The following is an 11,776-nucleotide window of genomic DNA, read 5'->3' as shown; positions in this document are numbered from 1 at the left end:
TGCTCGCGATTGCGATGTGTCAGACATCAATGCTCCAACTGACATTGCGCAATCGCGAGCAGGCTCACTCCTACAGGGATTATCAGGGCTTACCAGGGAATCGTCTCACCCTTGTAATTGACGAAGTGATGCCCGCCCTTGCCGCTGAACGCGTTGACCTGATCGATCAGCCCGCGGGTACTGGTCTCTACATCAAGGTCAGCGCCGTCGCCGCCCATGTCGGTTTTCACCCAGCCCGGATGCAGCGACAGCACGGTCAGTTTCTGCTCGCCCAGTTGCGTGACGAAGGTGTTGGTCATCGAGTTCAGCGCAGCTTTGCTCGCCTTGTACAACGCCAGCTCCGGTGCATCGGGCACCGTCACGCTGCCGAGTCCGGAACTCATGAACGCCAGCACGCCGCTGCCGTCACGGATCTGCCCGGCAAAGCGCTGGGCCAGATTGATTGGCGCCACTGCGTTGGTGAAAAACAGCTTGCCGACTTCGGCCAGTGTCGCGCCGCCCGGGGTCTGTACATCCGGGCCCTTGACCCCGGCATTGACGAACAGCAGGTCGAACGTTTCGCCCTTCAATTGCTGACTGAGAGCGATCACTGCCTGCTGATCATCCATGTCGAGCTTCTCGATCCGCACGCCGCCCAGCGCTTGCAGCGCCTCGGCGTTCTGCGGATTGCGCACAGTGGCGGTGACTTGCCAGCCATCGGCCAGCAGGGTTTTCACCAGCCCGAGGCCCAAACCCCGAGAGGCACCGATGATCAGTGCGTTTTTTGCCTGAGACATGATGGGTTCCTTGATTGTCAGCGTTCAGGATTTAATGGACAGGCCTGCCCGAGCCGAAGTTGCAGCGCCCGGCGCAAAAGAGGCAGCGACCGGAGCATACCCCAGCCTTTGCCGTGCTTGCTTCCTGAAGTTCTCAAGATTGTTGGGTATGGAGCAGGCGTGATTCAGGTGTTGCCTGTGCGGACGCTATCGCGAGCAGGCTCACTCCTGCATTGGATCGGGTTCGCAGGCCCCCTGTGGGAGTGAGCCTGCTCGCGATGGGGCCATTGAATTCACCTCTTAATGCCCTGTTTGCCACGGCTGCCCCAACGACACCGGCGCATACAACCGCGTACGCAACGCATCCCGCGACAACAGCACCAACACGATAATCGTCGCCACATACGGCAGCATCGCCAGCAGGCTTGAAGGAATCGCCAGCCCCAAGCCCTGCGCCACCAGATGCAGGATGCTGGCGAGGCCGAACAGATACGCGCCGAGCAACAACCGCCACACCCGCCAACTGGCAAACACCACCAGCGCCAGGGCAATCCAGCCGCGCCCGGCGGTCATGTTTTCCGCCCACATCGGCGTGTACGCCAGCGACAGATAGGCCCCGGCCAGTCCTGCCATCGCCCCGCCAAACAGCACCGCCAGCGCGCGCACGGTCAGCACCGGTAATCCCATCGCACTGGCCGCATCGGGATTTTCGCCGATCGCTTGAATGATCAGCCCGACACGACTCTTGATGATCACCCACGCCACCAGCGCAAACAGCGCGAACGACAGGTACACCAGCAGATCCTGGGCGAACAGCATGCGCCCGAGCAGCGGAATGTCACTCAGGTACGGAATCGCCAACGGCTCAAACCCGGCCAGCGGTTTGCCCACCCAGGCCGCGCCGACAAACGTCGATAGCCCGACACCAAAAATCGTCAGCGCCAACCCGGTCGCGACCTGATTGGCGTTGAACACCAAGGCGACCAGGGCAAACAGCGACGAGAGCAGCATCCCCGCGAGCATCGCCAGCAGCACGCCCAGCCACAGGTTGCCGCTGCTGAGCGCGACGATGAAACCGATCACCGCACCAAACAGCATCATCCCTTCCTGACCCAGGTTGAGCACGCCGCTCTTTTCGCAGATCAGTTCACCCAGCGCCACCAGCAACAGCGGCGTGCCGCAGCGCACCATGGCGTAAAAAATATTGCTCAACAGATCGATGTCCATCACAGCGCTCCGGCAGTTACGGCGGTGGTCGACGTGCGTCGGGTCCAGCGCCGATTCAGGCGCGGCCGATAGAGGATCAACACGTCACAGGCGAGCAGGAAAAACAGCATCATTCCCTGAAACAACTGGGTGATCGCCTGCGGCAAATTTAGGCTCATCTGCGCGCTCTCGCCGCCGAGGTACAGCAGCGCCATCAGCAGACTGGAAAACACGATGCCGATTGGATTGAGCCGGCCGAGAAACGCCACGGTGATCGCCGCATAGCCATACCCCGGCGAGACCTGCGGGACCAATTGGCCAATCGGCCCGGTGACTTCGCTGACTCCGGCAAGCCCCGCCAGGCCGCCGCTGATCAGCAGCGCCAGCCAGATCAAACGTTTCTCGCGAAAACCCACGAATCCTGCCGCACGCTTGTCCAGACCGAGCACTTTGATCTGGAAACCGATAAAGCTTTTCTGCAACAGCACCCACACCGCCACCAACGCGAGCATGGCGAAATACACCCCGGCATGCACGCGGCCATCTTCGAGCAACAGTGGCAACCGGCTGGCGTCGCCGAACATCGCCGACTCGGGAAAGTTGAACCCGGCCGGGTCCTTCAGCGGCCCGTGCACGCAGAACAGCAGCAGGTTCAGTGCGATGTAGTTGAGCATGATGCTGGTGAGAATTTCATTGGCGTTGAAGCGCGTGCGCAACCACGCCGTCAGCCCGGCCCAAGCGGCGCCGGCGAGCATGCCGACGATCAGAATCAGCACCAGCGCCCAACGGCTTTGCCAGTCGATGATGTGCACCGCCACGGCGCTGCCGGTGAGGGCGCCGAGGAGCAATTGACCTTCGGCGCCGATGTTCCAGATTCGCGCCTGATAGGCCACCGCCAGACCGAGTGCGCAGAGCAGAATCGGCAGCGCCTTGACCAGCAATTCAGAGACGCCGTACAGATCGCTGACCGGCACGATCAGCAGCGTGTGCAAGGTTTGCAGCGGGTCGTGGCCGAGGGCGATGAACAGCAGCGAGCCGCACGCCAGGGTCAGCACGGCGGCCAGTAACGGCGAGCACCAAAGCATCAGGCGCGATTGCTGGCCACGCGGTTCGAGGGAAAGCAGCATGTCAGGAAAGCTCCGTTAAACCGTGGCTGATGAAGGTGAGTGCGCGAACTGCCCGGCCATCCAGCCGCCGACGTCGCTGAGCTGCGTTTCGCCGGTGTCGTGCAGCGGCGACAGACGCCCGCCGCACAATGCGCCGAGGCGGTCGCTGATCTGGAACAGCTCGTCGAGGTCTTCGGAGATCACCAGGATCGCCGCGCCGGCATCGCGCAGCGCGATCAACGCGCGGTGGATGGTCGCGGCAGCGCCAACGTCGACGCCCCAGGTCGGATGTGCGGCGATCAACAGTTTCGGTTGCTGGAGAATTTCCCGGCCGAGAATGAATTTCTGCAGATTGCCGCCAGACAGGCTGCGCGCGGCTGTCTGCGTATCTGGGGTTTTCACGCCGAAGCGCTGGATGATTTGCTCAGCAAAGGTTTCAAGTTTGCTGCGCTTGATCATGCCGAGGCTGAGCAATCCCTGCTGAAAAGCGGTCAATAAAGCGTTATCGGCCAGGCTCAATTCCGGCACTGCGCCGTGGCCAAGACGTTCGGCCGGGACAAACGCCAGACCGAGTTTGCGCCGCGCATCCGGGCGCAGATCGGCGACGTTTTGCGCGCCGAATCGAATGGTGGCGGCGTCTGTTCGAGGCAAGCGCTGTTCGCCACTGAGCAGCGCCAGCAATTCATCCTGACCATTGCCGGCCACCCCGGCGATGCCGACGATTTCTCCGCTGCGTACCTGCAAGTCGATATCGCGCAACGAGCAGCCGAATGGGTCCGGGTTGTGCCAGCTCAAGCCGTTCACCTGCAAGAACGCCGCGCCGCCGCTGGCCTTGGGGTATTCACCGATCGACGCCGCCGCTTCGCCAACCATCAATTGCGCCAGTTGCTGATCCGAGCATTCGGCCGGTCGGCAATGCCCGGCGACACGTCCGCCGCGCAATACCGTAGCGCTGTGGCACAGGGCGCGAACCTCACCGAGCTTGTGGCTGATAAACAGAATGCTGCAGCCCTCGGCGGCGAGGCGGCGCAGGGTGACGAACAGTTCGTCGGCCTCCTGCGGCGTCAGCACCGAGGTGGGTTCATCGAGGATCAGCAGACGAATGTCCTGCATCAGGCAACGCACGATCTCGACGCGCTGACGCTCGCCGATCGACAGGCTGTGGACAAGTCGTTCCGGCTCCAGCGCCATGCCATAACGGCGCGACACTTCGGCAATCTTCGGTGCCAGTTGTTGCGGAGTGCCAGCCGCCGCGCCCATTGCCAGTGCAATGTTCTGCGCCACGCTAAGCGTTTCGAACAGCGAGAAATGCTGGAACACCATGCCGATTCCCAACTGCCGCGCCTGCGCCGGGTTGCGGATTTTCACCGACTGACCTTGCCAGAGCATGTCGCCCGCATCGGCTTGGGTGACGCCGTAGATGATCTTCATCAAGGTGCTTTTGCCGGCGCCGTTTTCGCCGAGCAAGGCATGGATTTCCCCGGGCGCAATGCTCAGGTCGATGGCGTCATTGGCCAGACAACCGGGGTAGCGTTTGCTGATATGGCGTAGTTGCAGGCGCGGGACGGGCGGAGCGATTGGCATGACAGGCTCGACTGCTTGGAGTTGTGCCTGTGGATAAAGCAATTTCCTGGCCATTGAGTCAGGAACGCTCGCGGGCCGCGTTCGGCGGCGCCTGATGTAGAGCTTCGGATTAATAAAAGTACGCAAACACAGCACCAATTCGGCGCAAAGGTATTGATCGGGCTCCAGTTTTGCTCATGAGTAACTGATCAAAAAACGAGCAAACCGTTGCGAAGCAGGCAGAACCTGCGACAGCGCCGGTCATGAACGGGTTATCCACAGGTTGTTCCACAGTTATTGTGCGCAAGCCAGAAAGCTCGGCATAAGCACTGCGGTGCTTTGTTCTAATGGTGCTAAACATCGCTAACTGATTGTTTGGACTTGGAATTTCCGTTTCGTCGGAGAAATTGAACGAAAAGTGAACAAACTGCGCAAAGCCGCGTGACAGAAGGGTTACAGGCGAATGTACTCAGGTTATCCACAGTCGGGTGCACAGCGCATGTGGGCAACTTGGCGGAATAAGGGGAAACGGCTGCGCCCTAAAAGCTCGCAGCGTTCTAGCGCTGCAGCAAAATCCGCCCGCGACTCAGATCGGCCAATTGGCTTTGCAGCAAATCGATGTGGGCCGCCCCCAGTGCCAGCCGCAATTCGACGCCGTTGGCGGTGAAATTTTCTTCCAGCACCAGGCCGCCAATGTCCGCCACGCGCAGCTTGACCAGGGCCAGTTCGGAAAATCCACAGGCACAGCTCAGCGGCACACGACTGATCAGTTCGATCTTGTCCGCCGCTTGCAGGCATTTGTTCGCACCACCGCCGTATGCCCGCGCCAAACCTCCCGTGCCCAGTTGAATGCCACCGTACCAACGAATCACCAGCACCGCGACCTGATCGCAATCCTGTGCCTCGATCGCCGCCAGAATCGGCCGCCCGGCGGTGCCGCCGGGCTCGCCGTCATCGCTGCTGCGGTATTGCGCGCCGAATTTCCACGCCCAGCAATTGTGCGTGGCATTCAGATCGCTGTGCTGCTCGAAAAACGCCTGCGCATCGTTTGGGCTGTCGATCGGCGCGGCGAGGGTGATGAAGCGGCTTTTGCGAATCTCTTCGCGGTACTCGCAAAAACCGCTGAGGGTAAAAGGCATAAAACGTCTTATACAGAAGGAGTGAGGCCGCAGCCCTTGAGGATAATGCGGATCAGGTTGTTGCCGGCGTCTTCCATGTCCTGTTTGGTCAACTTGCTGCGCCCGCTGACCCGGCAAATCTGCGTGGCGAAGTCGGCGTAATGCTGGGTGCTACCCCACAGCAGGAAGATCAGGTGCACCGGATCGACCGGGTCCATTTTGCCCGCATCGATCCAGGCCTGGAACACGGCGGCGCGGCCCTGGAACCAGGCGCGATAGTCCTGATTGAAATACTCGGTCAGGCATTCGCCGCCGCTGATCACTTCCATCGCGAAGATTCGCGAGGCCTGTGGTTGGCGGCGTGAGAACTCCATTTTGGCGCGGATATAGCGGGTCAGCGCCTCAGCCGGATCGTCCTCGGCGGTCAGGGTGTTAAAGGTGCTGTCCCACAACTCGATGATGTTGCTCAGCACCGCCACGTACAAACCGAGTTTGTTGGTGAAGTAGTAATGCAGGTTGGCTTTCGGCAACCCGGCATTCTGCGCGATGGTGTTCATGCTGGTGCCTTTGAACCCGTGACGGGCGAACTCGTCTTCGGCGGCTTTGAGAATGGTCTCTTCGTTCTTCTGACGAATGCGGCTGGCGGGCTTGCCGCCGTGAGCGGGGACTTCAAAGGTCATAGGCACTTCCGGATTTGTCTGTGGGTGCAACCAGTTGCGTTGATAGCGCACCCACAGGCATCCGACAAGTCCTTGCGCGATAAAACCGTTACGCCTGTTCGATCTTGTTCAGCGTGGCCGGCACTTCAGTGGCCGCGGTTTGGCTTTCCGGCAGCAGCAGGCACAGGACGATGGCGGTCAAACCGCCGCTGGTAATCGCCGAGTCGAACAGGTTCTGCACCAGCTTCGGCAACAGGTGCAGCAGGTTCGGTTGCGCAGCGATGCCCAGGCCGACACCGAACGAAGTGGCAATGATCAACATGCTGCGCCGGTCCAGCGGCGACTGCGCAAGGATGCGCACCCCGGCCGCTGCAACGGCGCCGAACATCACCAGCGTCGCGCCACCCAGCACCGGTTTCGGGATCTGCTGCAGCACCGCGCCGATCATCGGGAACAGGCCGAGGCAGAACAAAATCGCGCCGATGTACAGGCCGACGTAACGGCTGGCGACTCCGGTCAACTGGATCACGCCGTTGTTCTGCGCGAAGGTGGTGTTGGGGAATGCGCTGAACGTCGCGGCGATCATGCAGCTCACGCCATCACCCAATACGCCGCCGCGCAAACGGCTTATATAGGAAGGACCGCTGATGGGCTGGCGAGCGAGCATGCAATTGGCGGTGAGGTCGCCGACGGTTTCGATGGTGCTGATCAGATAAATCAGCGCGACTGGCAGGAAAGCTGTCCAGTCAAAGCTGAAACCGAACTTGAACGGCGTGGGAAAACTCACCAGCGGCACGTCAGGCAAAGGCTGCGGCAGCAGTTTTCCGCTGAACCACGCGGCCAGACTGCCCAGCACCAGACCGATGATGATTGCCGACAGGCGCACCCACGGCGTGTTCGAGCGGTTGAGCAGAATGATCGTCAGCAACACGAATACGCCCAGCGCCAGATTACCCGGCGCACCGAAGTCCGGCGCATTGAAACCACCGCCCAGATCGGTGATGCCGACCTTGATCAGGCTGATGCCGATCAGGGTAATGACGATACCGGTCACCAGCGGCGTGACGACCCGTCGCAACTGGCCGATGAAGCGGCTGAGCACGATTTGCACCAGTGCACCGAAAAAACACACACCGAAAATCATCGCCAGAATGTCTTCCGGACTGCCGCCACGCTGCTTGACCAGAAACCCGGCATAGAGAACGGCGCCAAGAAAGGCGAAACTGGTGCCCTGCAGGCAAATCATCCCGGCACCAATGCCGAACGGCCGCCGCGCCTGGATAAAGGTGCCGACGCCGGAGACCATCAGCGCCATGCTGATCAGATACGGCAGGTGCGCGGTCAGGCCGAGCGCCGAGCCGATCACCAGCGGCGGGGTGATGATGCCGACGAAGCTGGCGAGCACGTGTTGCAGTGCGGCAAGGATCGCGGCGAGAGGTTTTGGACGGTCGTCGAGGCCGTAGATCAGTTCACTGGGCGAATCGGAATCTGGCTGCATGGCGCTGGGCTTCTTGTTCAGGGATCGGGTTGATCCTGCTCTGCAAAAAGCTGTCCACTTGCTCAGGTTATTATGATTTTTTGTCTGTGCGGCCCAGCGCTTCCGGGCCTGGCAGGTGTTTTCAGCGCGTCGCCGCCAGGCTCTCGAGAAAGCTTTCCAGCACCAAATGAGGGCGACGCCCCTTGCGCGTGACCGATGCGAGGCTCAGGTCATAGAACCGTGTAGTGGATTTCAGCGCACGCAGACGACCTTGCTGAACCCAGAGGCTGGCGTAGTGATCCGGCAGGTAACCGATGTAGCGCCCGGTCAGGATCAGGAAAGCCATGCCCTCACGGTCCGAAGCGCTGGCGGTGCAATTGAGCGCCTGATAATGCGCCTGGATGTCCGCCGGTAAACGGAACGTCGGCGCGATGGCGTCCTGGCTGTTCAGGCGCTGGTCATCGAGTTGTTTGTCATCGACATAAAACAACGGGTGCCCCACCGCGCAATAAAGCAGTGATCGCTCGCTATACAGCGGCTGATACTCCAGGCCCGACAGCGCGCTGGCCTGCGGCACTACGCCGACATGCAGACGGCCATCGAGCACGCCTTGCTCGACTTCATTGGGCGCGATCATGCGGATCTGAATCTGCACATCCGGCCCGCGCTCCTTCAACTGCGCCAGAGCGTGGGTGATGCGCATGTGGGGCAGGGTGACGAGGTTGTCGGTCAGGCCGATGATCAACTCGCCACGCAAGTGTTGATGCAGGCCGTTAACCTCGGTGCGGAAACTTTCCAGCGCACTCAGCAGTTGCAGCGCCGATTGATAGACCTCGCGGCCTTCTTCCGTCAGGGAAAAGCCGGCGCGACCGCGTTGGCACAAGCGCAAACCGAGGCGCTGCTCCAGATCGCTCATCTGCTGGCTGATCGCCGAGCGACCTATGCCCAGCACAGTTTCCGCCGCGGAAAAGCCACCGCATTCGACCACGCTGCGAAAAATCCGCAGCAAGCGAATATCAAAGTCACTGACCTGGGCCAGCGGATCGGGGCGGCGGCTGCTCATTTATTGGGCTCTTTGTTTAGCAGTGTTCTAACTGAAGGTTAGAAAAGTTGAATTTCACGGACTTTATCGCCGTGGCAACTTAGCTGCAATAACGCTTTTTATCTCCCTGCCGCTTATGCCCTGCGAGGTTTTGCCCGATGAACATGCCTGAAAACGCGCCGTCGCCACTGGCCAGCCAACTGAAGCTGGACGCGCACTGGATGCCGTACACCGCCAACCGTAACTTTCAACGCGACCCGCGGCTGATCGTCGGTGCCGAAGGCAGTTGGCTGTTCGATGACAAGGGCCGCAAAATCTACGATTCGCTGTCCGGTCTGTGGACCTGCGGCGCCGGGCACACCCGCAAGGAAATTCAGGAAGCGGTGGCCAAACAGTTGGGCACCCTCGATTACTCGCCGGGCTTTCAGTACGGCCATCCGCTGTCGTTTCAACTGGCGGAGAAAATCACCGAGCTGACCCCGGGCAATCTCAACCACGTGTTCTTCACCGACTCCGGTTCCGAGTGCGCCGACACCGCGGTGAAAATGGTCCGCGCCTACTGGCGCCTGAAGGGCCAGTCGACCAAAACCAAAATGATCGGTCGTGCCCGTGGCTATCACGGCGTGAACATCGCCGGCACCAGCCTCGGTGGCGTCAACGGCAACCGCAAGCTGTTCGGCCAGCCGATGATGGATGTCGATCACCTGCCGCACACTTTGCTGGCGAGCAATGCCTTCTCCCGTGGCATGCCGGAGCAGGGCGGTATTGCGTTGGCTGACGAGCTGCTGAAGCTGATCGAACTGCACGATGCGTCAAACATCGCCGCAGTCTTTGTCGAGCCGATGGCCGGTTCCGCCGGTGTACTGGTGCCGCCGCAGGGTTACCTCAAGCGCCTGCGCGAGATCTGCGATCAGCACAACATCCTGCTGGTGTTCGACGAAGTGATCACCGGCTTCGGTCGCACCGGTTCGATGTTCGGCGCCGACAGTTTCGGCGTGACCCCGGACTTGATGTGCATCGCCAAGCAAGTCACCAACGGCGCGATTCCGATGGGCGCAGTGATTGCCAGCTCCGAGATCTACCAGACGTTCATGAACCAGCCGACCCCGGAATACGCGGTCGAATTCCCCCACGGCTACACCTACTCGGCGCACCCGGTGGCCTGCGCGGCTGGTCTGGCCGCACTCGATCTGCTGCAAAAGGAAAACCTGGTGCAAAGCGTCGCGGAAGTCGCACCGCATTTCGAAAATGCGCTGCACGGTTTGAAAGGGGCGAAGAACGTCATCGACATTCGTAACTACGGTCTGGCCGGCGCGATCCAGATTGCCGGTCGTGACGGTGACGCCATCGTGCGTCCATTCGAAGCGGGCATGGCGCTGTGGAAGGCCGGGTTCTATGTGCGCTTCGGCGGCGACACCCTACAGTTCGGCCCAACCTTCAACAGCAAGCCGCAAGACCTTGACCGTCTGTTCGACGCGGTCGGCGAAGTGCTGAACAAGCTCGACTGATTTTTCCTTCTATATAGATGCACAAATGGCAGGCGCTCCTTGCGGGCGTCTGCGCACCAGAATTCAGGAGTGTTCGATGAGCGTTATTCCGCATTTGATCAATGGCGAACTGGTGACCGAGAACGGTCGCGCGGTGGATGTGTTCAACCCGTCGACCGGTCAGGCCATTCACAAACTGCCCTTGGCCAGCCAGGCCACCATCCAGAAAGCCATCGATGCTGCCAAGGCTGCGTTCCCGGCGTGGCGCAACACGCCACCGGCCAAACGTGCGCAGGTGATGTTCCGCTTCAAGCAACTGCTGGAGCAGAACGAAGCGCGCATCTCACAATTGATCAGCGAAGAACACGGCAAGACCCTGGAAGACGCGGCCGGTGAGCTGAAGCGCGGCATCGAGAACGTCGAGTTCGCCTGCGCCGCCCCGGAAATCCTCAAGGGTGAATACAGCCGCAACGTCGGCCCGAACATTGATGCCTGGTCGGACTTTCAACCCTTGGGCATCGTGGCCGGGATCACCCCGTTCAACTTCCCCGCCATGGTGCCGCTGTGGATGTATCCACTGGCGATCGTCTGCGGCAACTGCTTCATTCTGAAACCGTCCGAGCGCGATCCAAGTTCGACGCTGCTGATCGCTCAACTGCTTCTGGAAGCCGGTTTGCCCAAAGGCGTGATGAGCGTGGTTCACGGTGACAAGACAGCGGTGGACGCGTTGATCGAAGCGCCGGAAATCAAGGCGCTGAGTTTTGTCGGCTCGACGCCGATTGCCGAATACATCTACGCCGAAGGCACCAGGCGCGGCAAACGCGTCCAGGCACTCGGCGGCGCGAAGAACCACGCGGTGCTGATGCCGGATGCCGATCTGGATAATGCGGTCAGCGCATTGATGGGCGCGGCGTACGGTTCTTGTGGCGAGCGCTGCATGGCGATCTCCGTTGCCGTGTGTGTCGGTGATCAGGTGGCTGATGCGTTGGTGGCCAAACTGGTGCCGCAGATCAAGGCGCTGAAAATCGGTGCTGGCACTTCCTGTGGCCTGGATATGGGGCCGCTGGTGACTGGTCAGGCGCGAGACAAGGTCAGCGGTTATGTCGATGACGGCGTTGCGGCGGGCGCGACGTTAGTGGTTGATGGCCGTGGTCTGAGTGTGGCCGGTCACGAAGACGGCTTCTTCCTCGGTGGCTGCCTGTTCGACAACGTCACCCCAGAGATGCGCATCTATAAAGAAGAGATCTTCGGGCCGGTCCTTTGCGTGGTTCGGGTGAACAGCCTGGAAGAGGCCATGCAACTGATCAACGATCACGAATACGGCAACGGCACTTGCATCTTCACCCGTGATGGCGAAGCGGCG

At 60.7% G+C, this 11,776-nt stretch carries 10 protein-coding genes (1 of these 10 cut by a window edge); 2 read left to right on the top strand and 8 right to left on the bottom strand.

Translation table 11 applies throughout. From position 1 onward, the window contains the following. Positions 1 to 89: 89 nt before the first annotated feature. The 8 genes from BLU24_RS25140 to BLU24_RS25105 all read right to left on the bottom strand — a co-directional run bounded on the left by BLU24_RS25140 (position 90) and on the right by BLU24_RS25105 (position 8,947). Positions 90 to 776: an SDR family oxidoreductase gene (locus tag BLU24_RS25140; RefSeq protein WP_093104974.1), complete on the bottom strand. Its 687-nt coding sequence runs from the start codon at positions 774 to 776 to the stop codon at positions 90 to 92. Positions 777 to 1,055: 279 nt separating this feature from the next. Next, on the bottom strand, positions 1,056 to 1,982 hold the full coding sequence (locus tag BLU24_RS25135; protein WP_093104971.1) for an ABC transporter permease: 927 nt from the start codon (positions 1,980 to 1,982) through the stop codon (positions 1,056 to 1,058). Beyond that, the gene (locus BLU24_RS25130) at positions 1,982 to 3,088 is read right to left on the bottom strand and encodes an ABC transporter permease (RefSeq protein ID WP_093104968.1); all 1,107 of its coding nucleotides are present in this window, start codon (positions 3,086 to 3,088) and stop codon (positions 1,982 to 1,984) included. The genes BLU24_RS25135 and BLU24_RS25130 overlap by 1 nt, the downstream gene beginning before the upstream one ends. 15 nt (positions 3,089 to 3,103) lie before the next feature. Further along, complete coding sequence (locus BLU24_RS25125; RefSeq protein ID WP_093104964.1) at positions 3,104 to 4,651, bottom strand: ABC transporter ATP-binding protein; 1,548 nt, start codon at positions 4,649 to 4,651, stop codon at positions 3,104 to 3,106. Positions 4,652 to 5,187: 536 nt separating this feature from the next. After that, positions 5,188 to 5,769, bottom strand: a complete 582-nt coding sequence (locus BLU24_RS25120) for an IMPACT family protein (protein WP_093104960.1) — start codon at positions 5,767 to 5,769, stop codon at positions 5,188 to 5,190. Positions 5,770 to 5,777: 8 nt separating this feature from the next. After that, positions 5,778 to 6,428 (bottom strand): TetR/AcrR family transcriptional regulator, encoded by a 651-nt coding sequence (locus BLU24_RS25115; RefSeq protein ID WP_090281215.1) that lies wholly within the window; start codon positions 6,426 to 6,428, stop codon positions 5,778 to 5,780. Positions 6,429 to 6,516: 88 nt separating this feature from the next. Beyond that, a complete protein-coding gene (locus BLU24_RS25110; RefSeq protein WP_093104956.1) occupies positions 6,517 to 7,905 on the bottom strand; it encodes a uracil-xanthine permease family protein in 1,389 nt (462 codons plus the stop codon). Between the two features lie 121 nt (positions 7,906 to 8,026). After that, entirely contained in the window at positions 8,027 to 8,947 is a 921-nt protein-coding gene (locus BLU24_RS25105; RefSeq protein ID WP_093104952.1) for a LysR family transcriptional regulator, read from the bottom strand. Between the two features lie 137 nt (positions 8,948 to 9,084). On the opposite strand from BLU24_RS25105, the gene BLU24_RS25100 reads away from it, so the two are divergent. Together BLU24_RS25100 and BLU24_RS25095 are read left to right on the top strand one after the other, a co-directional pair. Further along, complete coding sequence (locus BLU24_RS25100) at positions 9,085 to 10,434, top strand: aspartate aminotransferase family protein (protein WP_090281226.1); 1,350 nt, start codon at positions 9,085 to 9,087, stop codon at positions 10,432 to 10,434. Between the two features lie 76 nt (positions 10,435 to 10,510). Continuing rightward, positions 10,511 to 11,776, top strand: partial view of a CoA-acylating methylmalonate-semialdehyde dehydrogenase gene (locus BLU24_RS25095; RefSeq protein WP_093104948.1) — the 5' portion only. It continues 228 nt past the right edge of the window; the window shows 1,266 of its 1,494 coding nt (coding positions 1-1,266); it begins with the start codon at positions 10,511 to 10,513; its stop codon lies off the right edge, out of view.

The sequence above is a fragment of the Pseudomonas sp. Z003-0.4C(8344-21) genome (genome assembly GCF_900104975.1).
Taxonomy (GTDB): domain Bacteria; phylum Pseudomonadota; class Gammaproteobacteria; order Pseudomonadales; family Pseudomonadaceae; genus Aquipseudomonas; species Aquipseudomonas granadensis.
The sequence above is the reverse complement of the archived record's forward strand: the minus strand, read 5'-3'. Positions and strand labels throughout refer to the sequence as shown.

Coding starts and splice junctions, on each gene's coding strand:
- BLU24_RS25140 (WP_093104974.1), bottom strand. CDS start 776: ATGTCTCAGGCAAAAAACGCACTGATCATCGGTGCCTCTCGGGGTTTG.
- BLU24_RS25135 (WP_093104971.1), bottom strand. CDS start 1,982: ATGGACATCGATCTGTTGAGCAATATTTTTTACGCCATGGTGCGCTGC.
- BLU24_RS25130 (WP_093104968.1), bottom strand. CDS start 3,088: ATGCTGCTTTCCCTCGAACCGCGTGGCCAGCAATCGCGCCTGATGCTT.
- BLU24_RS25125 (WP_093104964.1), bottom strand. CDS start 4,651: ATGCCAATCGCTCCGCCCGTCCCGCGCCTGCAACTACGCCATATCAGC.
- BLU24_RS25120 (WP_093104960.1), bottom strand. CDS start 5,769: ATGCCTTTTACCCTCAGCGGTTTTTGCGAGTACCGCGAAGAGATTCGC.
- BLU24_RS25115 (WP_090281215.1), bottom strand. CDS start 6,428: ATGACCTTTGAAGTCCCCGCTCACGGCGGCAAGCCCGCCAGCCGCATT.
- BLU24_RS25110 (WP_093104956.1), bottom strand. CDS start 7,905: ATGCAGCCAGATTCCGATTCGCCCAGTGAACTGATCTACGGCCTCGAC.
- BLU24_RS25105 (WP_093104952.1), bottom strand. CDS start 8,947: ATGAGCAGCCGCCGCCCCGATCCGCTGGCCCAGGTCAGTGACTTTGAT.
- BLU24_RS25100 (WP_090281226.1), top strand. CDS start 9,085: ATGAACATGCCTGAAAACGCGCCGTCGCCACTGGCCAGCCAACTGAAG.